General features: G+C 40.9%; 23 protein-coding genes. 10 read left to right on the forward strand and 13 right to left on the reverse strand.

The genetic code is table 11. From position 1 onward, the window contains the following. Positions 1 to 7: 7 nt before the first annotated feature. The 10 genes from IE056_RS16470 to IE056_RS16515 form a co-directional block, all read right to left on the reverse strand. Positions 8 to 1,303 (reverse strand): lipopolysaccharide biosynthesis protein, encoded by a 1,296-nt coding sequence (locus IE056_RS16470; protein ID WP_189605973.1) that lies wholly within the window; start codon positions 1,301 to 1,303, stop codon positions 8 to 10. Positions 1,304 to 1,354: 51 nt separating this feature from the next. Next, positions 1,355 to 2,503 carry a DegT/DnrJ/EryC1/StrS family aminotransferase gene (locus IE056_RS16475; RefSeq protein WP_189605975.1) on the reverse strand — a complete coding sequence of 383 codons (1,149 nt, stop codon included), beginning with the start codon at positions 2,501 to 2,503 and terminating at the stop codon, positions 1,355 to 1,357. Next, entirely contained in the window at positions 2,500 to 3,525 is a 1,026-nt protein-coding gene (locus tag IE056_RS16480) for a dTDP-glucose 4,6-dehydratase (protein ID WP_189605976.1), read from the reverse strand. The genes IE056_RS16475 and IE056_RS16480 overlap by 4 nt, the downstream gene beginning before the upstream one ends. A gap of 12 nt (positions 3,526 to 3,537) precedes the next feature. Then, positions 3,538 to 4,161, reverse strand: a complete 624-nt coding sequence (locus IE056_RS16485; protein WP_189605979.1) for a NeuD/PglB/VioB family sugar acetyltransferase — start codon at positions 4,159 to 4,161, stop codon at positions 3,538 to 3,540. Positions 4,162 to 4,163: 2 nt separating this feature from the next. Then, positions 4,164 to 5,282 carry a DegT/DnrJ/EryC1/StrS family aminotransferase gene (locus IE056_RS16490; RefSeq protein ID WP_189605980.1) on the reverse strand — a complete coding sequence of 373 codons (1,119 nt, stop codon included), beginning with the start codon at positions 5,280 to 5,282 and terminating at the stop codon, positions 4,164 to 4,166. Between the two features lie 86 nt (positions 5,283 to 5,368). Then, positions 5,369 to 5,881, reverse strand: coding sequence for an acyltransferase (locus tag IE056_RS16495; protein WP_189605982.1), 513 nt, complete (start codon positions 5,879 to 5,881; stop codon positions 5,369 to 5,371). 11 nt (positions 5,882 to 5,892) lie between these two features. Next, positions 5,893 to 6,930, reverse strand: coding sequence for a Gfo/Idh/MocA family protein (locus tag IE056_RS16500; RefSeq protein WP_189605984.1), 1,038 nt, complete (start codon positions 6,928 to 6,930; stop codon positions 5,893 to 5,895). 73 nt (positions 6,931 to 7,003) lie between these two features. Further along, positions 7,004 to 8,173: a GDP-L-fucose synthase family protein gene (locus tag IE056_RS16505; protein WP_189605986.1), complete on the reverse strand. Its 1,170-nt coding sequence runs from the start codon at positions 8,171 to 8,173 to the stop codon at positions 7,004 to 7,006. 102 nt (positions 8,174 to 8,275) lie between these two features. Continuing rightward, a complete protein-coding gene (gene gmd / locus IE056_RS16510) occupies positions 8,276 to 9,388 on the reverse strand; it encodes a GDP-mannose 4,6-dehydratase (RefSeq protein ID WP_189605988.1) in 1,113 nt (370 codons plus the stop codon). Between the two features lie 586 nt (positions 9,389 to 9,974). Next, a complete protein-coding gene (locus IE056_RS16515) occupies positions 9,975 to 10,463 on the reverse strand; it encodes a UpxY family transcription antiterminator (protein ID WP_308427656.1) in 489 nt (162 codons plus the stop codon). A 1,390-nt stretch (positions 10,464 to 11,853) separates the two neighbouring features. Here IE056_RS16515 and IE056_RS16520 point away from each other — a divergent pair. Further along, positions 11,854 to 12,231, forward strand: coding sequence for a DUF423 domain-containing protein (locus IE056_RS16520; RefSeq protein WP_189605990.1), 378 nt, complete (start codon positions 11,854 to 11,856; stop codon positions 12,229 to 12,231). Positions 12,232 to 12,365: 134 nt separating this feature from the next. On the opposite strand, the gene IE056_RS16525 is transcribed toward IE056_RS16520, so the two are convergent. After that, positions 12,366 to 12,677: a rhodanese-like domain-containing protein gene (locus IE056_RS16525; RefSeq protein ID WP_189605992.1), complete on the reverse strand. Its 312-nt coding sequence runs from the start codon at positions 12,675 to 12,677 to the stop codon at positions 12,366 to 12,368. A gap of 333 nt (positions 12,678 to 13,010) precedes the next feature. Between IE056_RS16525 and IE056_RS16530 the strand changes: the two genes are divergently transcribed. The 9 genes from IE056_RS16530 (at position 13,011) to IE056_RS16570 (ending at position 20,218) form a co-directional block, all read left to right on the forward strand. Continuing rightward, positions 13,011 to 14,405, forward strand: a complete 1,395-nt coding sequence (locus IE056_RS16530) for an anthranilate synthase component I family protein (RefSeq protein ID WP_189605994.1) — start codon at positions 13,011 to 13,013, stop codon at positions 14,403 to 14,405. 45 nt (positions 14,406 to 14,450) lie between these two features. Further along, complete coding sequence (locus IE056_RS16535) at positions 14,451 to 15,116, forward strand: anthranilate synthase component II (protein ID WP_189605996.1); 666 nt, start codon at positions 14,451 to 14,453, stop codon at positions 15,114 to 15,116. 196 nt (positions 15,117 to 15,312) lie between these two features. Further along, positions 15,313 to 16,308, forward strand: a complete 996-nt coding sequence (gene trpD / locus IE056_RS16540) for an anthranilate phosphoribosyltransferase (protein WP_189605998.1) — start codon at positions 15,313 to 15,315, stop codon at positions 16,306 to 16,308. Positions 16,309 to 16,352: 44 nt separating this feature from the next. After that, positions 16,353 to 17,144: an indole-3-glycerol phosphate synthase TrpC gene (gene trpC, locus IE056_RS16545; protein ID WP_189606000.1), complete on the forward strand. Its 792-nt coding sequence runs from the start codon at positions 16,353 to 16,355 to the stop codon at positions 17,142 to 17,144. Between the two features lie 93 nt (positions 17,145 to 17,237). Next, positions 17,238 to 17,831: a phosphoribosylanthranilate isomerase gene (locus tag IE056_RS16550; RefSeq protein WP_189606001.1), complete on the forward strand. Its 594-nt coding sequence runs from the start codon at positions 17,238 to 17,240 to the stop codon at positions 17,829 to 17,831. Positions 17,832 to 17,842: 11 nt separating this feature from the next. Then, a complete protein-coding gene (trpB, locus tag IE056_RS16555; RefSeq protein WP_189606003.1) occupies positions 17,843 to 19,030 on the forward strand; it encodes a tryptophan synthase subunit beta in 1,188 nt (395 codons plus the stop codon). Positions 19,031 to 19,089: 59 nt separating this feature from the next. Beyond that, positions 19,090 to 19,851 (forward strand): tryptophan synthase subunit alpha, encoded by a 762-nt coding sequence (gene trpA, locus IE056_RS16560; protein WP_189606005.1) that lies wholly within the window; start codon positions 19,090 to 19,092, stop codon positions 19,849 to 19,851. Between the two features lie 80 nt (positions 19,852 to 19,931). After that, entirely contained in the window at positions 19,932 to 20,084 is a 153-nt protein-coding gene (locus IE056_RS16565) for a hypothetical protein (RefSeq protein WP_189606007.1), read from the forward strand. Further along, entirely contained in the window at positions 20,084 to 20,218 is a 135-nt protein-coding gene (locus IE056_RS16570; protein ID WP_189606009.1) for a 30S ribosomal protein THX, read from the forward strand. The genes IE056_RS16565 and IE056_RS16570 overlap by 1 nt, the downstream gene beginning before the upstream one ends. On the opposite strand, the gene IE056_RS16575 is transcribed toward IE056_RS16570, so the two are convergent. Then, positions 20,215 to 20,877: a uracil-DNA glycosylase family protein gene (locus IE056_RS16575; RefSeq protein ID WP_189606011.1), complete on the reverse strand. Its 663-nt coding sequence runs from the start codon at positions 20,875 to 20,877 to the stop codon at positions 20,215 to 20,217. The two genes, IE056_RS16570 and IE056_RS16575, sit on opposite strands and share 4 nt — an antisense overlap. 206 nt (positions 20,878 to 21,083) lie before the next feature. Beyond that, the gene (locus IE056_RS16580; protein ID WP_189606013.1) at positions 21,084 to 24,536 is read right to left on the reverse strand and encodes a pyruvate carboxylase; all 3,453 of its coding nucleotides are present in this window, start codon (positions 24,534 to 24,536) and stop codon (positions 21,084 to 21,086) included. Positions 24,537 to 24,557: the final 21 nt, after the last annotated feature.

The following is a 24,557-nucleotide window of genomic DNA, read 5'->3' on the forward strand; positions in this document are numbered from 1 at the left end:
ATAGTAATTAAATCTCCTGTTCCTCAAGCCTTCCTATTTTGAAGAGGCAATACAACAAATACATTAGTCCTTCCATGGAAGCAACAAAAAGGTTGAATTTTAAAACACCTGCGAGGGAACTGATATCGATCATACTTATTCCGGTTATAATGGTCAGTATGGTAATGGAGATGGACCATATGGGATTGAAAGCCCAGTTTCTGCTGGTGGCCAGGGTAAAAAGAGATACCGCAATTAGGTTACAACAGCCCCCGGCTATACTTAAGATAAGTTCCTTTTCCAGGCCGCGATAATTTTCTCCGAGGATCCACAATAACTGGGTGGGGAAAAGCGCCACAAAACCTATAATCCCCAGACATACCAGGAACAGGCCGCCCAGGATCTGTACAAATCGTTGGAACAAAATTTTTCTTTCGTTTGTTAAACGGGAATAACGAGGAATTATCAGTGTTCCGAAAATGTACGTCACCATAGTTAACGCCATGGAAAGCCTTGCCAGCGCTCCTATTTCTGCAATTGCCGTGGTGGTTCCGAAGATGGTAATAAGCCATACTGTGATTTGTCCGGAAAAACTATTGAAGACAGACCGTGGAAGTACTCTCTTCACTACGCCTAGAATATCCTTTTTAATCTTGGGTTGAGGTTTCTGCTGCCAGTCGGCATAGTGATGAGAAATCTTTCTAAGTTGAAGGTTTCCCCAAATATGAGGAAGCCCGGCAGCAAGGATAGCTATATATGCAAATGGAAAAATAAAAATAAATAATAACAACAAACTTCTTCCCAGCCCCAACCCTAGTTCAATTTTTTGAACGGGAACAATATCCTGATGCAAAGCGGGACCAACCGTCAGAACATACCCAGACAACGAGGTGAAAAATGCGGGTATCAGGGCGGCCAGAATTAGAACAGATGTAATCCATCCTGCACCATGATGACGAAATAAATAAAGGAACAGAGGAACGGAAATAGCCAATAGAACAATTGCAAAGCGTTTTCTGAGGTCATACCCTGTCACTACTACTGCACCGAGCTTTTCTCTGTCTTTCCACACTTTCCCCCCCTGTGCCATCACACTGGTGGTAATCCCTCCATCTGCCAGCATTATCAAAGAACCAAGCATTAAACTGGCTAACGTATAAAGCGCATATTCCTGAGTTGGGAGAATTCTAATGATGAGAATGCCGCACGCAAAACTAATAGCCTGAACCATAATCTGAAAACTCCCTGTTAGAGAAATCAATTTCAGCCATTCAAGAGCTTTAAAATAGGTAGGGCTATATGAAATTAAAGAAGAAATTTTCATATTTATATTTCAGAAACTAATACTGCCACTGCCTTTCTGGAGCGGATGAAATCATTGCCCTGTGGCAACCGGAACTGGAAAAAGCAGCCTAAGGAAAACATTCACAACTTGCTGCACCTCTTCCTGAGCCATTGGAATAAAGAGGGGTAAAATAATAGACCTCTCATTGATATCCTCAGAAACTGGCAGTTCCTCTTGATTATACTGCTGGTAGGCCTTTTCCCGGTGAATGGTCATCACACCTCGCCTGCTGGCAATGCCGGCATCCAGTAATGCCTGCATCAGTGTATTTCTATCTATCACACAATCCTTAGATAAATACACACTATAGGACTGGTAGTTGCAGTAGCTTCCATCTTCTTCCTGCGGAAGGATTATGCCCGGAACATGGTTAAAAGCGGTATTATACTGAGCTGCAATCTTCCTGCGCTCCTTTACAATCCAGTCTAGCTTTTCTAATTGACGTATGCCCACGGATGCCTGAATATCGGTCATTCTGTAGTTATAACCAACTTCCAGATATTCTTCAAAAATCAGCTTATCAGACTCGTGGCGCACCCGATCGTTTACAGACATCCCATGCTGCCTGAGAAGCTTCAGTCTTTCGTAATAATCTTTGCGATTGGTAGTAATCATCCCTCCGTCCCCCGTTGAAATTACTTTCCGCGGATGAAAAGAAAAACAGACCAGTTCAGAATGAAACCCTATTTTATTACCCATGTATTGAGAACCGGCAGCACAGGCTGCATCTTCGATTAATTGTAATTGATATTTCCCGCACAACTCATGAAAGGCATTAATATCTGCTGGCATTCCGAGTTGGTGTACCACAAGAATCGCCCTGGTTTTAGAGGTTATCTTCTTCTCTGTTTCAACAGGATCCAAATTACTGCTGCCTTTTAGTACATCTGCAAAGACCGGGGTAGCTCCTACATATCTGATGGCATTTGCAGTTGCAATATAGCTCAGCGAAGGACAAATGACTTCATCACCAGGTCCTACCCCTGCAACTATCATTGAAAGGTGCAATGCTGTAGTACAATTAGAAACCGCTACTGCATAAGGCGCACCAGTATATACTGCGAATTTCTCCTCAAACTCCTGGACTCTGGGACCTTGTGTGATCCATCCACTAAGAATAGTATCGTATGCCGCCTGGGCCTCTTCTTCGGTTAAATACGGTTTGGCAAGAGGTATCATATCTTTTCCTTTATCCAGTTAAATTCTTCTATCTCATTAAGCACCTGAGGTGACTTTAGCTTATCTCTATAAAACTTTATAGTTTCTTCCATGCCACTGTCAAAATCATATTTGGCCTTGAAACCTGTTTTATTAACGAATTTCTCGGCTTTTACCCATAGCCTGGGGACATCAGCCGGTCTTCCCGGCAAGTATTTAATGCCCAAATGGCTCCTTTCCATTACCCAGAGCAGACGGGAAAGCAATTGTTTCATTGAAATTTCTACGCCCGTTCCGATATTAAAGGTTTGTCCTGTAAGATCGGATACATCTCCTTCCCTGACCATTTCCAGTAGGCGCGAAAGAGCTGTTGCCGTGTCCTTAACATAGAAGAAATCCCGGGTCACACTACCATCTCCAAACAGCACAGGCTGCTGGTCGAATAAAATCTTAACAATACTTCTAGGTAAAATCTCACCTGCGTCTCCTTCAAAATGGGCTCGAGGTCCATAATTATTGAAAATCCTTAAAATGGTAACAGGAAGACCATAACATTCCAGATAAGCACGGGTGTAATGCTCTCCTGCCAGTTTACTTGCGCCATATACTGTTAAGGGATTTGTGGGGGAATCTTCGGTAATAGGAAAAGAGGTGGTACGGCCATAAACTTCTGAAGTTGAAATATAAAAGAAATGTGCCGCATTTTCGGTTCGGGCCGCCTCCAGTACATGAAGCGTCCCCTCGGCATTTACCCGGTGATTCTGGAAAGGGCTGTGGATAGAATTCCTTACTCCCAGGCAAGCCAGGTGAAATACGAAATCTATGCCATACAGTGCCTGCCTGCAGGTTTCAGCATCAAGGATGTCTCCTTCTATGAATTTAAAATTAGGAGATTTTGCCGCGTTGCGAAGGTTCTCCCGGGAGCCGTTCTCTAGATTATCCAGTACAGTAACCTTATAACCCTCCTTCAGTAATTTGTCCGTTAAATGAGACCCTATGAATCCCGCTCCCCCAGTTATTAGAATCGTCTTATTATTTTCCATCGAAAATTAGGATCAGTTAATAATTATATTTCGGGCGGGGTTACCCACCATTCTGGCTCTGGAGTTAACATCTTTCAGGACATTACTTCCTATTCCTATCAGCGAATGATCCCCGATGCTTATTCCATTTATGATACTCGACCCGCTGCCGATATAGCAATTCTTGCCGATTAAAGTACCCCCTGCCACCACCACACCACTTCCGATCAAGGTATAATCCTGCACCTGCGAATCATGATGAATAACGGAATTGGGCAGGATACATACATGATCCCCAATAACTGCATTACTGGTAAGTACCACTCCTGCCATGATGAGGCAATTCTTTCCTATTGTCACTCCTCTACCTACATGAACTTTAGGATGAATAAGAGTTATGAATCGGTCCTCATTGTCCACTAAAGAAGAGATAAGTTCTTTTCTTTTTAAAAAACTATGTGGACTGCCAGGTACTGCCAACAATCGAATCTCCTTATGTTGTAGAATATCTCTTCCAAAAATCTCATAATCCGGGGAGGTTTTACTAGTATCATCATCTATAAAACCAAGAAAATCATATGTTGAGCTATCTAGGCAGTCCAGTGCTTCTATGGCGTTTCCGTTATAAGGAAAAAGGACCAATTTTTCACGGCTCATTGTCAATAAAGATTAAGTACCTCAATCACTCTGTTGACTTCCTCTTCTGTCATTTCTGCATACATAGGAAGAGAAACACAGTGACTGGCTAAATATTCTGCATTTGGCATGTCTCCTTGTCGATAGTTTAATGATGCATATGCTTTTTGCAGGTGACAAGGCACTGGATAATGAAACCCTGGATTGATATTGTGTTCGTTGAGATATTTCTGCAATACCACCGGATCTTTAGTACAGATTACAAAAAGATGATATACCGATTCTGCCCACGAGGGTTGGAACTGCATTTTGAATTTTTCATTGCTGATATGTTCCTGATAGCGTTTAGCTATTTCCCTTCTGCGGTCGTTCCAGGAAGGAAGATATTTTAGCTTTACCCGAAGGGAAGCCCCTTCCAGTCCTCCCATCCTCATGTTGTAACCCACTTCATCGTGGTAATACCGCACGACACATCCGTGGTTCCTTAAACTGAGCAGGTGAGTGTAATACTTTTCATTATTGGTTGTAATACCACCTCCTTCCCCACAGGCACCCAGGTTCTTACCTGGATAAAAACTAAAACAGCCCATTTCTCCAAAACCGCCCACCGGCTGCTTTCTATACAGAGCCCCGTGCGCCTGAGCTGCATCCTCTATAAGGAAGATTCCATTATTTGCACAGATTTGTGACACTGCATCGACGTCAAACGGTTGCCCGTATAAATGGACCCCGATGACAGCCTTCGTTTTGAGGCTGATTTGCTCCTCCACTCTGTCGGCGTCTATTTGCCAGGTATCTTCCCTGCAGTCTACAAAGACAGGAGTGGCCCCTACATAAGTTACAGCCCATGCTGTTGCTATGAAGGTATTGGCGGGTACTATTACCTCATCTCCAGGTCCAATTCCCAAAGCCAGGAGAGCAAGATGTAATGCTGAAGTTCCATTATTGACTCCCACTGCAAATTTCGTACGGCACAAGCCAGCAAACTCTCTTTCAAAATGTTCCACGAAGGAACCTCCCGAGAAAGCTGTTTGGTCATATACCTCCTCAAAAGCTCTGAAAATCTCACCTTTGATACTCTCATGCTGACGATTCAGATCGAGGCACTGAATCTTACTGATATTTTTTTGTAGTACATCCATATTCTTTTTTTTAAACACTAGTGAAACGGGGGCTTTAACGATTTTTTTACGTAGACCTGGCGGCTTCTAGACCGCGTAGTCTGGATTTAATTACTTTCCACTGAAAGTTCATTTTTTTTCTTAATGATTCTGGCGGGATTACCTACCACCATCGCTCCTGCAGGAACATTACGGGTAACCACAGCACCGGCACCCACTATAGCTTCTTTTCCTATTCGTATTCCGCCAAGAATGGTAGCGCTCGAGCCAATAGAAGCACCCTCTTCCACAAAAGTTTCCATGCAGTGCCAATCAGCCTCACTTTGCATGGAACCATCCTCATTTGTCGCCCTTGGAAACTTATCGTTGATAAAGGTCACATTATGACCAATAAAAACGTTGTTTTCAATGTGCACCCCCTCACAGATAAATGAATGACTAGATATTTTGCAATTTTTACCAATTGTGGCTCCTTTCTGAATTTCCACAAAAGTGCCTACCTTAGTCCCGTCATCAATGCTGCAACCGTAAGCATTCACGAAGTTGTAGATTTTCACTCCCTTACCCAGTCTCACATTTTGGAGACTTTGTTTCTCATTCTCAACTGTTATTTTTTCCATTTTATCGCTTATTATGAGTGCATAAGAGCCGCAGCATACGAAGGTTCTAATATGACTTCTTTTCCATGGTTCCGAATTGACTGAGTAGAGGCTTCCAAAATACGGACGACCTCCAGACCAAGATATGAGGAAGATTTTGGGGTATTTTTTTGTTCAATACAACTAATAAAATCTTCCGCCATATTTAACAGGGCCTCTGAAGTTGCGACTTTAGGCACATGAATGTCACCTGTCCTGTAGTCGACCAAAACCTGCTTCTTTTCTTCATCTGTAGCATAACTGTATCCCGTATCATAGACCTTGATCTTTTCCGTTGGTTCCAGATCATTAAAAAGAATCATCTTTTTATCACCACCAATGAGCATCATTCTCAATTTCACGGGACTGCTCCATGAACAATTGAAATGAGCAATGAGTCCGGATTGGAAGTTCACCGTAAGGTAGGCGATGTTCTCTATCCGGTTTTCCGTGTGCGTAATGCCTCGGGCATTCACACTGTATGGCTGTTCTGATACCAGATATTTCAGGATGGAAAGGTCATGGGGCGCAAGATCCCACAAGACGTTTATATCCGACTGGAATAGTCCCAGGTTGATCCTGGTAGAGTCCAGATATTTTATACACCCTAATTCACTGCGATCGATTAGCTGCTTCATTTTCTCTACAGCTCCAGTGTAAAGATAAGTGTGATCCACCATCAGGAGCACTCCTTTCTGCTCAGCCAGATCAATCAATATTTCAGCCTCTTCTACGGAAGATGTCATGGGCTTTTCCAACAACACATTTTTCCCTGCAAGGATTGCCTCCCTGGCCAGTTCGAAATGCGTAAAAACAGGAGTAGCAATAACCACGGCATTGATCTCGGGATCCTGGATGATCTCCAGGGCATGTTTTACTCCCTTTACAGAGGGAAAGGACCGCTCCAATTGCTGTAACCTTTCAGGCCGAAAGTCAGCCACAGATTTGACACAACAGTTCTTTGCTGCAAAAAAATTTCTTACAAGGTTGGTACCCCAGTATCCGTATCCTATAATTCCAACGTTTATCATGAGAAAGTTTTGGTTAAAGTGAAGTAAAAAGCTGCCGTAGCGTGATCTTTGTATTGACAGACAGCTATGAGAGTTATATTTTTACAGGGCTAGAGTTGTACACACTGGACTTATACCACATATACAACCTATAAACTCCCTCGTCCAGCTCGATGTCATATTTCCATCCCAAAGCTCTGAGTTTGGAGACATCTGTAAGTTTTCTATACGCACCATCAGGCTTGGAGGTGTCAAAAAATAGCTTCCCTTTGTATTTCACGATCACCTTTACAATTTCTGCCAGATGTGCAATTGTTATTTCCCTCCCGGTACCTATGTTAATGTGAGTGTTTCTTATTTCTTTAGTAAACCCGCTCATTTCCCCCTGGAGCTCCACTATATCCTGAAAATCATACCTTTCCATTAAAAAAACACAGGCATCTGCCATTTCCTCACTCCACAGAAATTCCCGAAGTGGCTTTCCACTGCCCCATATCTCTATAGCCACTGTCGAATCTGCTTCCGTACCTTCGCTAAGTCGCATCCCGGAATTGTGAATACGCCGAATCCCGTATTTGTGAAGGATCTTTATAATCTCATCTTTTCCCTGGCTCCCGTCAATACCTTCTATAGGCCTCTTATTGAGGTCATCTGCTATAGCCTCCCAATTGTCATTTTCCAGGGCCTTTCCCAAGTGCATCTTCCTGATAAGGGCTGGCAATACATGGGATTTTTCAAGATCAAAATTATCTTTGGGTCCGTAAAGGTTTGTTGGCATTACTGAAATGAAGTTAGTGCCGTACTGCAGGTTGTAACTCTCACACATCTTAATACCTGCAATTTTCGTTATGGCATAAGGCTCATTGGTATATTCCAGAGGGTCGGTAAGTAAATATTCTTCCTTTATAGGTTGTGGACTGTCTTTGGGATAAATACAAGTACTTCCAAAAAACATGAGCTTTGTTACCTTGTGAAGGTAACTGGCGTGAATCACGTTAGTCTGTATCATTATGTTCTGATAAATTGCATCAGCCCTATATATATTGTTCGATATAATTCCTCCCACACGTGCAGCCGCGAGAAACACGTATTCAGGTTTTTCGTTTTCGAAAAAACTCAGAACAGCTTTAGCATCTATAAGATCTAACTCCTGCCGGGTACGAGTTACGAGATTAGAATAACCCTTTTTTCTCAAATCATTGAAGATAGCACTACCTACAAGACCGCGATGTCCTGCAATGTATATTTTGGAATCTGTTTTCATTTTTGCTCAATTTGGCCCTAAAATTCTATCCTGTTAAAAAAATTATTTGTTCTGTCTGTTTTAAATAAGAGGTTAACGGTATCGGCTATGTTTTTGATTTTTTTAATCAAAATAGTTTAGTATCCTGAACCCGGATTCTCTGAGACTATTTTCCTTTTGCATCAAATAAAGGTCGTGTTGCATCATTTCCTTTACAAGAAAATGGAGGTCGTGCTCTGGAACCCATCCCAGTTTGGTTTTTGCTTTTGTCGCATCTCCCACCAACAGTTCCACCTCAGTGGGTCTATAATAACGTGGATCCACTGCCAGCACTTCTTTTCCTTCCTCGACCTGATATTCGGGATTTGCGCAGTACACTACATAAGCTTTTTCGGCAGCACCGGCTCCCTCAAATTTCAAATGGATTCCCACTTCTGCAAAAGCCAACCTTACAAAATCCCTGACGGTAGTAGTTACCCCGGTAGCGATGACCCAGTCTTCCGGCTCGTCTGCCTGAAGAATCATCCACATCATACGCACGTAGTCCTTTGCATGCCCCCAGTCCCTACGAGCATCAAGATTTCCCAAATAAAGTTTGTCCTGGAGCCCAAGAGTAATCCTGGCAGCAGCCCGGGTAATCTTTCGGGTGACAAAGGTCTCTCCCCTCATAGGTGATTCGTGATTAAAAAGAATTCCGTTACATGCAAACATTCCGTAAGCTTCTCTATAGTTTACTGTCATCCAGTAGGCATATAATTTTGCCACGGCATAAGGACTTCTGGGATAGAAGGGTGTGGTCTCACTCTGCGGGACTTCCTGGACCTTTCCGTAAAGTTCCGAAGTGGAAGCCTGATAGATCCTTACCTTCTTTTCAAGTCCTAGCAGTCTTACCGCATCTAATATTCTCAGAGTACCCAGTGCATCTGTATTTCCTGTGTATTCCGGAATTTCAAAGGACACCTGCACATGACTCATAGCCGCAAGATTATAGATTTCATCGGGTTGAATGGTCTGTATGAGCCGAATAAGATTCGTGCTGTCTGTCATGTCCCCGTAATGAAGGATAAAATTTCGATTTTCCACATGCGGATCCTGATACAGATGATCTACCCGCTCCGTGTTGAACTGAGACGCACGACGTTTAATACCGTGGACTATATACCCTTTATTCAGAAGAAGTTCACTCAGGTAGGATCCGTCCTGACCAGTAACCCCTGTAATTAATGCTACTTTCATCATTGATAAGTGTATGTTTTAATTTATTAAGGCATATTCTTCCAAACCCTTATGACCATTCGTTTGCAAATAGTAACAGCCGGTTTCAACCCAGGCCCCCAAATGGTACAATATATGTGTGAGGTCCAAACAGGAATCGATTTTCCAAAACTTTTTACCCTTCCGGCTACTCCGTTACCAAGAGAAACTGTTCCTGCTTAGAAGCAAATACTATGGCTGCTTATATAGTAAAGGGTGGATTCTGTAAGGTGATTATAACCTGATTTCGTAGCTTATGGTCTACTTGCTCTGAAGCTCAACATTATCTTGGGCTCCCACCTGGGGCAGACTTTGTAATTAAAGATTCTTTATTGCCTACTCAGGGAAAGTCTCACAATTTTTCAAAATCCTGAATAACTTAAAAACATCATTACCTGCTGTCCGCTCCACCAGCTGGAAGAGGTATAAAAATTAAACCATAAAATCAGTAAGGGGAGTACACCTCCATTTCAGGAATACTTTTAGACATCCGCTATGGATATTTTCTAATAAATGATCTCTACAAATGGAAGGACGATGGAATCGGAGGGAACATATATTTCACCTCTCACACCGCTATCGGTGTGGGGATAAGGTCTTTAATTCTCGCATTCACGATACATCCAAGTCTGATAAGAATAAGGCGCACCCTTTTTGGTCCAATTTTTTCAATAATTGCTTCTTCATCTTTAAAAGCACCAGATAAGATCCGTATCCTTTCTCCCTCCGAAAGTTGGTGTATTACAAGTTCTTCCACTGTTTCTTGACTGATCCAATTCTTGATGATTTCAATCTCCAAATCTCTCACAACAGCGGGTTTTCCCAACCAATACAGATATCGGACGACGCCTGGTACCTCAAAAACCTTATGTCTGTCCTTTTCTTTTAATCTTACAAAGACATAAGATCGAAACAATGGTACAGTTATTTTCTTCTTACGATCACTCCATTGCCGGATCTCGGTAGTCATTGGACAATAAACTTCTATTTGAACTTTTTCCAGAGTTTCTGCAACTCTTTTTTCGGCTTTTGGCCGGGTGTATAGGACGTACCACATAATGATCTATTGGATTTGTTTAGCTGTTCAATGTTCTTTTGCTTTTTTGCATTTAGGCTTTTATTAACTTTCTAAAGCATTTACTAAAAAAGTTCGTTTAGATTAGAATATTTTATTTAAAAATAGAAAAGGCTATCGCTAATGAATACGGCGGTTTTATACGCTATTTCAGAAATATCAAGTTTAATTAAAGGGAGAGGGAGAAAATTCCAGTAGAGATATTGAGCGGAATCTTAACAGTTTGCGGGAGAAAGGAATTTTTTGATCATATTTTATATGTTATCTACAAAGGATAAAGACATTCTATTTTTTCACGGCTTCGCCGAGTGAGTCACAGTACAGTTCTCACGAGGTTCAGATGTTCTATTTCTTCCTAAATAAATAGAAAGAAAATTAAAGATCAAAGGGGGAGGGGGAAACAATTTTATATAGTTAAAAGTATAAATTATTCATAATTCCCTGAATATTAAATTGTTAATATTTTCTAAAAACGTTTAGAATTATTAATAGTTCCTCCAGTATTTTAAATAATTAAATTTTATGCAAAAAATACCTAACTCCCCAGGACTTTGTTGAGTAATTATCATTTTTTTAAGAATTTTACGGAATATTGAAGATAGGAAACATTCATTCCACTCTTACGACTATCGTTGAAAAACCAAATTTATCCTTAAGTAACCCTGTAAAAATTATTATTAAAAAAATGTGCCTTATGTCACCTCTTCATATGAAAAGAAGCATGTATAGTCACAAAAGTAAATTTCTATCTCTTTAAATTTTAGTGGATAAATCTAACATACTACAAGAATTTTAATTTCTTAAAATAAAGTTAAAGACTGTAAATTCCTACAAAACAAATGTGAAGCAGCAATGCTAATGTGTTGTAAAACATGATTCCAAAGGGATATAAACATCCCTAATAAATTGTATTAACCTGCATACCAATTACTTAAATAACAGTGCTACCCACACAACTAATATAAAAATCCCATAGTGGACTTGGCTTCCCTGTACGTTTTTAAAGAATAAGAATGGTTATGAAGAATGTAGGTAGGTTTTTTCTTCCATGGGATTAAAACAATCATGAATATCGATGTTTATTCAAAAATTGTGAAAAATTTTATTTTCGCTTTTTCAAAATATTTCAATTAAAAATTGAAAATAGGGGAAAAATCCCCAGAAAAAATATATGCATAAGTTAGTATGTTTGCTGGTGTTATTTGAGTTACAATTATCACGATCTAATAAGTAGGGTACGATCTGGTAATCAATGAATGAATGAGGGAGATTGGGGGATCTCCCTTTTTTATTTAAACAAATAGCACATTCTTCAGACAACAGAGAATTCTTCCTGTTATTTTCCGAACTTTGATTCCAAAACATTACTATAATGAAAGAAATTATCCTTATATCGGCTGCTGTATTTGGAGCGCTTACTGTTGTCATTGGAGCCTTTGGCGCACATGCTTTAAAGAAAATTTTTTCGGAAGATCAATTGAAAAGTTTTGAAACCGGAGTAAAGTACCAGATGTACCATGCTTTGGCACTACTCATCCTTGGATTTCAGCTAGATTTTTTGAATACTATGGAGAAAATAATGGGATGGTCTTTTATTGTCGGAATAATACTTTTTTCATTTAGTATCTACGGCCTCACCATTAGCGGAGCAAAAGGAAAGAAAATGACATTTTTAGGCCCGGTTACTCCTTTGGGAGGATTGCTCTTGCTCACAGGATGGGTGTTGCTGTTAGCTACTTTCTTAAATTAAAAGCATTCAGCATTTTCTGCTCGGTACAAAAAACCCCGAAAATCAGTTACAAAGACATCTGTAATCAAAGTTCAGGGTTCTATTTTTCAGGAAGAACCGACAAAACCGGAACATTTCCCAGGTAATCAAAAGTTTTACTGCTGAACGTCCCCATCCCATTCCATAAATCCACCCTGGAGGTTGTTGGTATTCTCAAATCCCATTTGCTCCATGATGCTGCAGGCCTGCGCACTTCGCTTTCCTGAACGGCAATACACGTAGTAATTCTTCGATTTATCCAGCTTTTCAATTTCACTAACGAATTCCGGACCCTTATAAATATCGATATTTTTGGATTCCGGGATGTATCCCTCCTGCACTTCCTCTTCAGTTCTTACATCAAGGATCATGGCATTATCATCACCGCTTATTTGTTTTTTCCATTCTTCTTTGGTCAAATCTTTCATAGCTGTTTCAGTTATTAAGTTACAGTTCATTTACTGCACGGTTTTTCACCATGCCCTACAAAGATATAAAACCTATTTGTTCAGGGCTGCACAAACATCTTTAGAAAACAAATTTATAGGGGCCAACTTTCTGCTGAAAAGATGTAAAAAAAATTTGTTTTAAAAATTTTGATCTCTATATTTGTCATTCAAATGAAGAAAAATTTAGCACATAACTGGTGGTGGAACAACTTACGTCAAACGTCGTGAGCAAAACCTCCTGTATGTAAAAATTATACAAAGGCTTGTCATCACGACAAGCCTTTTTTTTTGCCCATACTTTAAAATTTTTTTATGTTCAAACTAAAAACCACCTATAAAAAACTACTTGCAGATACCATTACTCCTGTAAGTGTATACCTGAAAATCAGGGATAAATTTCCGAATAGTCTGCTTCTGGAGAGTAGTGATTACCACGGCAGCGATAACAGTTTCTCCTACATCTGCTGTAATCCCATTGCTTCCATTAAGGTAGAAAATGAACTTCTTACCCAAACTTTTCCCGATAAATCTAAAACTGAAACCAAGATTACTTCCGAAGTCAATATTCCTGAAGCCATTCATAAATTCTCTCAGCAGTTTGAAACAGAGAATAATAGTTTTAAGTTCATCAACAAAGGCTTATTCGGATATATCGCCTATGATGGCGTTCGCTACTTTGAAAATGTAGAGATCACCAAAAAAGAAAAAGATCTTAAAATTCCGGATATTTACTACGCTGTTTATCAGAACATCATTGCGATCAACCATTTCAACAACGAAGCTTATATTTTTGATCATAATTACGATTCAGAAAATAACCTGGAGGAGATCGCACAGCTTTTGAAAGTAAAGAATTTTGCTTCTTATAATTTTTCTACGGAAGGTGAAGCGGTCTCAAATATCAGCGATGAAGATTACAAGCAAAATGTGGAAAAAGCGAAGCAACACTGCTTCCGGGGAGATGTTTTTCAGCTGGTCCTTTCACGCCGCTTTTCTCAGAATTTCAAAGGGGATGAATTTAATGTATACCGGGCACTGAGGAATGTGAATCCATCGCCATATTTATTTTATTTCGATTATGGCGATTTCAAAATCTTCGGAAGTTCTCCCGAGGCACAGCTGGTGGTAAAAGACGGACAGGCAGAAATCCACCCAATCGCCGGAACTTTCAAGCGCACCGGAAATGATGAAGAAGATGCTGAAAGTGCAAAAAGACTGGCTGCAGATGAAAAGGAAAATGCAGAACACGTCATGCTGGTAGATCTAGCCCGAAACGACCTGAGCAGGCACGGCAGCGAAGTAAAAGTGGAGAAATATAAGGAAATCCAGTTTTTCTCACACGTGATCCATTTGGTAAGTAAGGTTACAGGGAAAAAGCATACTAACACCAGCACCATGCAGGTAGTAGCCGACACTTTCCCGGCCGGAACTTTAAGTGGTGCCCCAAAGCATAAAGCCATGCAACTCATTGAAAAATATGAACCCGTAAACCGGGATTTTTACGGCGGGGCTATCGGGTTTATGGATTTTGAAGGTAATTTCAATCACGCCATCGTGATCAGGTCGTTTCTGAGCAAAAATCACCAATTACATTTTCAAGCGGGAGCAGGAATTGTTTCTGAATCTAAAGAAGAAAACGAACTTCAGGAAATTTACAATAAACTGGGAGCCCTTACCAAGGCATTAAAAATAGCGGAAGAAATATAAGATCCTTCCCTCCCCTTTTAAAGAAGGGGAGTTAAAACAAAAAATATGAACAGCAATAATTCAACTTCACGACCTTCCACACAGGATCAAACAGGTCCATCGGTCCTCGTAATTGATAACTATGATTCTTTTGTTTACAACCTCGTGCATTATCTCGAAGATTTAGGATGCAAGGTCACGGTGAGGCGAAACAACGAATTAACTATAGAAGAAGTAGAAAAATACGATAAAATCCTTCTTTCTCCCGGTCCCGGAATTCCCGATGAAGCCGGACTTTTAAAAGAAATTATTTCCACTTATGCTCCTTCAAAAAGTATTTTTGGTGTCTGTCTTGGACAACAAGCCATCGGGGAAGTTTTTGGAGGAAAATTACAGAACCTTCCGGATGTTTTTCACGGAGTGGCCTCCAAAATCAAAGTATGTGTACAGGATGAATCCTTGTTCAACGGACTCGAACAGGAGATGGAAGTAGGAAGGTATCATTCCTGGGTAGTGGACGGAAAACTTCCTGATTGTCTCGAAGCAACTTCCTACGATGAAAACGGACAGGTAATGTCGCTGCGCCACCGTGATTTTGATGTCCGGGCAGTACAATTTCATCCTGAGTCGGTTTTAACTCCGCAGGGAAAAAAGATGCTGGAGAACTGGGTAAATAGCCCTTCCTTCAAAGCATCTGAAGGAAAAGGCAAAGCCGTCCAGCAAAAGGTTTAAAAAAACGCTCAGGAAAGTTGACAATAATTTAATTAACCAATAAACTAAAAATGCGACTGTTTGAAAAATCTTTAAAAACGTCATTCTGAATGGATTTCAGCATCTAAACAATAATTTAATCAGAATTCATTAGAACCGGAAACTAGTTCAGGTTGATGTCAAAAGCAGACTTTTTAGACAACTATATTAAGAGAGGATGAAACAACTACTTAACAGGCTTATAAATCACGAAACCATTTCTAAAGAAGAAGCAAAAGCAGCTTTGGTGAATGTTTCCCAGGGCGACTATAACGAAAGCGAGATTGCTGCTTTTCTCACCGTTTATATGATGCGCAGCATAACCATTGATGAACTCGAAGGGTTTCGGGATGCACTGCTGGAAATGTGTTTACCGGTAGATCTGGAACAGTACAATCCAATCGATCTTTGCGGAACGGGAGGCGATGGAAAAGACACTTTTAATATATCTACTTTATCATCTTTTGTAACAGCCGGGGCCGGAGTCAATGTTACAAAACACGGGAACTACGGGGTTTCTTCCAGCTGCGGAAGTTCCAACGTGATGGAATACCTGGGTATCAAATTCAGCAATGAAAGTGATTTTTTGGAGAAGAGCATCAATGAAGCTGGGATCTGTTTTTTACACGCGGCACTTTTTCATCCGGCAATGAAAAAAGTAGCACCTATCCGAAGAAATCTGGGTGTAAAAACCTTTTTCAATATGCTGGGGCCCATGGTAAATCCTGCATTTCCGAAGAATCAGGTCGTTGGAGTTTTTAATCTGGAGCTGGCCAGGATGTATGGTTATCTTTATCAGAAAACCGATAAAAATTTTACTATTTTACATGCGCTGGATGGTTATGATGAAATTTCTTTGACAGGAAATACTAAAGTGATTTCCAATAATTCTGAAGGAATTTTGAAACCTCAGGATTTCGGGGTTCAGGAAATAAAGGAAGAAGATATTGCAAGCGGAAGTTCCATTGAATCTGCTGCACAAATTTTTATGGACGTCCTCAGTGGAAAAGGCACAGCACCCCAAAACAACGTAGTTTGTGCCAATGCCGGAATGGCCATCGCCACGGCCAAAAATCTGGCTCCAAAACAAGGTTTTGATGAAGCAAAAGAATCTCTCCTTTCCGGAAAGGGGCTGGCAGCTTTTACCAAACTAAAGGAGATCAGCAAAAATTAATTCTTTTCTGAATAAAAACAGGATTAAAACAACTGAGAAAACAAATGAATATTTTAGAAAAAATAGCACTTGATAAAAGAGCCGAAGTAGAAGAAAAGAAAGACCTGATTCCCATGAAAAGCCTGGAATTGATGCCGGGATTCAGCCGAAAATGTGTTTCCCTGAGTCAGCAACTGCGGGACAGCAACACCGGGATTATTGCCGAATTTAAACGCCGCTCCCCTTCCGTTCCTGATTTAAATTTAAATGCAGATGTTAAGCAGGTCACCGGCGGTTATGAAAAAGCCGGTGCATCGGGAATTTCAGTTCTTACAGATGAGATCTATTTCGGAGGTTCTATGGACGATCTTTTTGCTGCACGTGAAGAGGTAAAAATTCCGATTCTCCGGAAAGATTTTATGATCGATGAATACCAGATCCTGGAATCCAAAGCCATTGGCGCAGATGTAATTTTGCTAATTGCAGCTCTTCTGAACAAAAAGGAAATAAAAGCATTTTCGGAACTGGCAAAAAGCCTGGGAATGGATGTATTGCTTGAAGTTCATAACGAGGAAGAACTACAGAAGTCGATCATGTCTTCTATCGACATGATAGGTGTGAACAACCGAAACCTGAAAAATTTTGATGTTGATACCAACATCAGCAAAGAACTTTCAGAAAAGATCCCGTCGGAATTTGTAAAGGTTTCTGAAAGCGGTATTAGCAGCACGGCAGCTATCAAAGACCTTCAGAAATATAATTTCAAAGGATTCCTGATTGGTGGGAATTTCATGAAAACCGAAGATCCCGGAAAAAGTGCAGAAGAATTTATCAGGGAATTAAAATCCAAAAAGTAATCAAGCACAGAGATGAATTCCGAACTGAAAAATAAAGAAAAATCGCGCCCTTTTCCCGATGGGCAGAGAGGTCTAAAGCTGAAAATTTGCGGAATGAAATTTCCTGAGAACATTGAGCAGGTGGCAGTACTTCAGCCAGATTATTTGGGATTCATATTTTTCGAAAAATCTCCACGGAATTTTGAGGTTGCTATTCCAGAACTGGATAAAGCGATTAAAAAGACAGGAGTTTTTGTAGATGCCTCTTTAGATTTTATTCTGGAAAAAGTTAAAAAACATGAATTACAGGCGGTTCAGTTACACGGGAAAGAAAGTCCGGAGTTTTGCGCAGCTTTAAAAGCCGTAGGTCTGGAAATAATTAAAGTGTTTTCGGTAAAAGATTCCTTTGATTTCAGCATTCTCCAGCAATATGAAAGCAAGGTAGATTTCTTTCTTTTTGACACCAAAGGCAAAGCCAAAGGTGGAAACGGGATCACTTTCGACTGGGAAGTTTTAAAAAATTACCCTTCAGAAACTCCATTTTTCCTGAGTGGAGGAATCGGATTGGAGGAAATCGGCAGGTTGAAAGATTTTGAGTTTTCGAAGGCATTTTACGGCATTGACGTAAATAGCCGTTTTGAACTGGAACCGGGATTCAAAAACCTGGATACCCTGAAAGAATTAAGAACAATCATACCTCAAAGGTAAAAAAACATACAATGAAAACAACTTATCAAGTAGATGAGCGAGGCTATTACGGCGATTTTGGAGGAGCATATATTCCTGAAATGTTGTACCCAAACGTGGAGGAACTTCGTACACGGTACCTGGAAATAATGAAAGAAGAATCTTTTCAGAAGGAATTCAAACAGCTTTTGAAAGATTATGTGGGACGTCCTACTCCGCTATATTTTGCTGAAGGTTTCAGCAAAAAATACAACACAAAAATCTATCTCAAAAGAGAAGATCTCTGCCACACGGGAGCGCACAAGGTGAACAACACCATCGGACAGATCCTGATGGCGAAAAAACTCGGAAAAACCCGTGTGATTGCAGAAACCGGAGCAGGGCAGCATGGCGTTGCCACGGCTACTGTTTGTGCACTAATGGGAATTGAATGCGTGGTGTATATGGGTGAAATTGACATTGCCCGACAGGCACCCAACGTGGCACGAATGAAGATGCTGGGAGCCACTGTGGTACCGGCAAAATCGGGCAGCAGAACTTTAAAGGATGCTACGAATGAGGCTATCAGGGACTGGATCAATAATCCGGTAAATACACATTATATCATAGGATCTGTGGTTGGGCCGCATCCGTACCCCGATATGGTGGCGCGGTTTCAGAGTGTGATTTCCGAAGAAGTAAAGATCCAGCTGAAGGAAAAAGAAGGACGAGAAAATCCGGATTATGTGGTTGCCTGCGTTGGTGGCGGAAGTAATGCCGCCGGCTTGTTTTACCATTACCTTGACAACGAAGACGTGGGAATCATTGCTGTGGAAGCAGCCGGAGAAGGTGTTTTAAGCGGAAAAAGTGCAGCGACCTCAGCTCTCGGAAAAGAGGGAATTATCCATGGAAGCAAAACCCTGCTGATGCAAACCGAAGACGGACAAATCACGGAGCCGTATTCCATTTCCGCCGGACTCGATTATCCCGGAGTTGGGCCGATGCACGCGAACCTTTTCCGCACCGGAAGAGGAGAATTCATTTCCGTGACCGATAAAGATGCCATGGACGCGGGATTAGTATTATCAAAACTGGAAGGGATTATTCCGGCGATTGAAACGGCGCACGCCCTTGCCATTTTTGAGACGAGAAAATTTAAAGAAGATGATGTGGTGGTGATCAACCTTTCGGGACGTGGCGATAAAGATTTGAACACCTATATCGAACATTTTAATTTATAAACAACTCTCAGACTTCACTGGTTTTGGAAACCTGTGAGGTTTAATTCAATAGTAAAATAATGAACCGCATCAACCAAAAACTACAGGAAAGTCAGAAGTTGCTTTCCATCTATTTCACGGCTGGATATCCCGAAATAGAAGATACAGCAAGGATCATCGAAGCACTGGAAAAAAGCGGAGCCGATATGATCGAAATCGGACTTCCATTCAGTGATCCGTTAGCCGATGGACCTACTATCCAGCAAAGTTCTGAGGCTGCCTTAAGAAACGGAATGACTACGAATAAGCTGTTCAGCCAGATAGTTAATATCCGGAAAACGGTGAATATTCCGTTGATCATAATGGGATATTTTAATCCGATACTTCAGTATGGCGTGGAAAAATTCTGCCAGAAATGTAAGGAAACAGGAATTGACGGATTGATCATCCCGGATCTTCCGGTGGAAGAATACAAAACCCATTATCAGGAAATCTTTGAAAAATATGATCTTATCCCGGTTTTTCTAATCACTCCGCAGACTTCAGAAGAAAGGATCCGTTTCATTGATGATGTCTCGAACGGCTTCATTTATATGGTTAGTAGTGCGAGTGTCACGGGAGGCACCACAGGTTTTGGCGATGAACAAATGGATTATTTTAAAAGAATTTCTAACCTTGACCTGAAAACTCCCACAATCGTTGGCTTCGGGATTAGCAGTGCAGCCTCTTTCAAACAAGCTACTGAATTTTCTAAAGGAGCAATTATTGGAAGTGCATTTATCAAGCACCTCTCCCATCATGGGGTGGATAAAATTTCTGAATTTGTTAAAGTTCTGAGATAGTTTAACCTACTTATAACAGGTCTTTAATAGATATAATCTTCTTTATTTCTTAAATTAGATAGAATTTAAAAACTAAGACTATGGGACAGATTGAAGATAAACACAGACAACGAAAAGAAAAACGAAGAAGTGACAATGACCCATTGAGTGGTGAAATAGGAAATCGTGATGAGCGAACCAATGATTTCGACATTGACGAGAAAACCATAAAAGACCAGCAAAACAAGAAGTAATGGGGAAAGGAGACAAAAAGACCAAAAGAGGAAAAATTTCAATTGGTAGTTTTGGAAAACTACGGCCTAAACGACAAAAGTTTAATGTAAGGCCAGGTAAAATAAAAAACCCTCAACAAAAAGATCCCGTCTAATCTTCTTCAAGAAATTGACGGTATTGCAAAACCCTGAAATCAATTGTATTGAATTCAGGGTTTTGTTTTTTTAGTTCTTTGTAAAGCTGCATGCTCCCGATGGCCCTGTTAGCTGAGCCGGAAGGTGCTGTAAGTGAAACTGTGTTTATAAGCCTTCCATCCAGCACAAACTGGTGTACCCGGGGCACATCATTGGCAATTACTTTCAGTTTAAGATCATATAATTTCAGGAGTTTTCTAAAGAAAAATTCAGGTCCGTTTTTGCTGTTTCCGCCTGTAAAAAGCAGGGTTTTAATGGTGGGATGTTTTCTTAGGACCTTTATCAGATCCCTTAATTCTACCTCCTGCATTCCCAGGTCGGATGCATCTATCTTTTCCCTTCGGCAACTTTCTACCGTATCGCAGATTCCTATGTTATTTTTGATCAGAAAATCTTCCCGCTGCCGAATTGCCTCTGCAGTGGTTTCGTATTTCAGATCAAGTTCAAATACCTCATCAATTACCTTCCATAAGAGTCCGTCGCGGCTTCCGTAGCAAAAATCAACATCTCCTTCCTTTAATTCGCCTGTAGTGAACCTGGGAGGCGGTAAGGTACCGGCGATGAGTTTGGTGGCATTCTCAGGAATAAAAGGTGGATATGGATGTTTGTGGTGAAACATGTGCAAGATTTGAAAAATTAAATTTGAGATTTGAGAACTGGTGACGGTGTGATCTTGTGATGCTGTAATATTTTCAGATTACCTCTAATAGATATGGTTGATACGAACGAGACGCTCGTATCTTACCTATCTAATACTTCATAACAGACGCGAGCGTGCCGCTTGTGTTTTTCATCTCCAACATGGCGCGAGCGTCCCACTCGTGCTTACTTCATTACCACCACTAAATCATCGGCAAATACCATCGTTCCTTCTTTTAGGATAATTTTATCTACTTCTCCCGGAGCATTGGCTGTAATCGTGGTTTCCATTTTCATCGCTTCTATAACGAACAGCGGCTGATTTTTGTCGACTTTTTCACCCGGTTCCACGAGCACTGAAGACAGTGATCCCTGAAGGGGAGCTCCAATTTCTTTTTTATTTTCTTTATCCACTTTTTGATGAACTACCTTCTCAACTTTTACAGATTTATCCTGAACTTCAATATTTCGGGTTTGTCCATTCACCTTGAAGAAGATCTTCACTATCCCGTCTTCATCGGCTTCTCCAACGGAGGTAAGCTGAATCAAAAGGGTTTTCCCTCTATCCAGTTCCACAATAATCTCTTCCCCTATTTCCATTCCGTAAAAGAAGTTTTTTGTAGGAAGATTTATAACACTCCCATATTTCACATGATGATTGTATGCATCGGTGAATACTTTCGGATATAATTTATAGGAAAGGAAATCTGTTATATCAACGTCCCTACCCAGTCCTTCTTTAAAAGTACTTTCAAATTCTTTAAATTCTGTTTCGAAATCAATGGGATCAAGGTGGGCATTGGGTCTTTCTTTATAAGGCTCTTCGCCTTTTAAAACGATCTTCTGAATTTTCTCCGGAAAACCTCCGTAAGGTTGTCCCAGTTCTCCCCGGAAGAAACTCACTACTGATTGTGGAAAGGAAATATCTTCCCCTTTTTCAAGTACATCCTCAATACTAAGATTGTTACTTACGAGGAACTGTGCCATATCCCCCACCACTTTGGAACTTGGAGTTACTTTTATAATATCTCCAAAAAGATCGTTAACCTTACTGTACATTTCGGTGATCTCATGGAACCTGTCTGCCAGACCCAGAGATTCTGCCTGAGGTTTCAGGTTGGAATATTGTCCTCCTGGAATCTGATGTTTGTAAACTTCACCCGAACCTGCCTGTAATCCAGATTCAAACGGATAATAATAACGTCTCACGGCTTCCCAGTACTGACTGTATTCATTCAGTTTTTCGGAATTGATTTGTCTTCCACGGTCATGGAACCTCAGCATTTCTACAACAGAATTAAAGTTTGGCTGTGAAGTTAATCCCGAAAGACCTCCCAGGGCCACATCTACAACATCTACCCCTGCTTCTATGGCTTTAAGATAAGTAGCAGCCTGGATTGAAGAAGTATCATGGGTATGTAAATGTACTGGAATATGAACCCTGGATTTTATTGCAGAGATCAGTTCAAAAGCAGCATCGGGCTTCAGGATTCCCGCCATATCTTTAATTCCGAGGATATGTGCGCCGGCGTTTTCAAGGTCCTTGGCCATCTGTATGTAATACTCCAGATTGTATTTCGTTTCAGAAGGATCCATAACATCACCTGTATAGCAAATAGTACCTTCTGCGAGTCCGTTGGTTTTCTTTCTTACATATTCTATACAAGGCGCAATGGATTCCATCCAGTTTAGGCTGTCAAAGATCCTGAACACATCCACCCCGTTCTCCCAGGACTGCTCGACAAATTTCTCGATCAGGTTATCGGGATAGGCCGTATAGCCCACTCCGTTGGAGCCACGTAACAGCATTTGCAGTAAGACATTCGGCATTGCTTTCCGGAGCAATCTTAAACGCTCCCACGGATTCTCTTTCAGGAAACGCATACTCACATCAAAAGTGGCGCCTCCCCATACTTCCAAACTAAATATTTCAGGATGGTTTTTAGCAAAACCTTCCGCAACTTTCATCATATCGGTAGTTCGCATACGGGTCGCCAGCAGACTTTGATGTGCATCCCGCATGGTGGTATCTGTATAATGAACTTTTCCTTCGTGAAGCAGCCATCTGGAAAATTTTTCAGGCCCGTACTCTGTCAGAAGGTCTTTTGTACCTTTGGGATAACCTCCCATTTTATCATAAGACGGAACCACCGGTTTGATAAATTTTCTTTTTAAATCGGGCTTTTTTACATCCTCGTTTCCATTGACAATAACATCTCCCAGGAACTGCACCATTTTGGTAGCCCTGTTTCGGCCTTTTTTAATGTCAAATAATTCAGGATGTTCCTTAATAAAATTCACAGTAACCTCTCCATTTCTGAAGGTAGGGTGCTTTAAAATATTATCCAGGAAACCGATATTGGTCATCACTCCACGTACCCGGAATTCTGCCAGGGCACGACGCATTTTTCGACAGGCGCCGTCTAAGGTCCGGCTGCTTGCTGAAATTTTTACCAGCATGGAATCAAAGAAAGGAGAGATCGAAACCCCTTGATAAATACTTCCTGCATCCAGTCTTATTCCAAATCCTGAAGCACTTCTGTAAGTGGTGATCGTACCATAATCTGGTTTAAAATCGTTGGTTGGATCTTCGGTAGTTACCCTGCACTGCAAGGCAAATCCGTTGGTTTTTAAGGATTCCTGACTTTCAATTTTTATCTGCTTATCAGATAATTTATATCCGCCGGCAATGAAAAGCTGGGCTTTTACAAGATCAATATTAGTGATGATCTCAGTAACTGTGTGCTCTACCTGGATACGCGGATTCACCTCTATAAAATAGATACTTCCGTCGTCGTCCACCAGGAACTCTACGGTTCCAATGTTATTATAGTCAACCGCTTTACAGATTTTTAAAGCATAGTCATAAAGTTTATGCTTTGTGTCCTCATCCAGACCAAAAGAAGGAGCAAATTCTATAACTTTTTGATACCTGCGTTGTACGGAACAATCCCGCTCGAACAAATGAACCATATTTCCATGTTCATCGGCAACGATCTGGATCTCTATATGCTTCGGATTTTCAACAAATTTTTCCAGAAACATGGTATCATCTCCAAAGGCATTTTTCGCTTCTCGTTTAGATTCGGGAAATGCACTTCTTAACTGATCTTCATCCCTGATGACCCGCATTCCACGTCCTCCTCCTCCCGAAGCAGCTTTCAGCATCACGGGATATCCAATTTGTTTTGCTTCAGTTAAAGCAGTTTCCACACTATCCAGATCTTTTTCACTACTCTGAATGATAGGGATATCATTTTTTACAGCCACTTCCTTGGCTTTCACTTTATCCCCTAAAGATTTAAGGACCGAAACTTTTGGACCTACAAAGATGATGTCGTTCTCTTCACATTTACGGGCAAATTCAGCATTTTCAGAAAGGAAACCATAACCGGGATGGATGGCATCCACGTCGTTTTCCTTCGCTACCTTTATAATGGCATCAATATCAAGGTACGGCTTTAAAGGTTCATTTTCGGCACCGATCTGGTAAGATTCATCGGCCTTGTAACGGTGGAGGGCATACCGGTCTTCAAAGGTGTAAATACCAACTGTTCGTATTCCAATTTCTGTGCAGGCTCTGAAAACCCTGATAGCGATTTCTCCTCTGTTTGCTACTAAAACCTTATTTATTTTCATCCTTTAAATCTGCTTTTTTTT

The sequence above is a fragment of the Salinimicrobium marinum genome (assembly GCF_014651535.1).
Taxonomy (GTDB): Bacteria; Bacteroidota; Bacteroidia; order Flavobacteriales; family Flavobacteriaceae; genus Salinimicrobium; species Salinimicrobium marinum.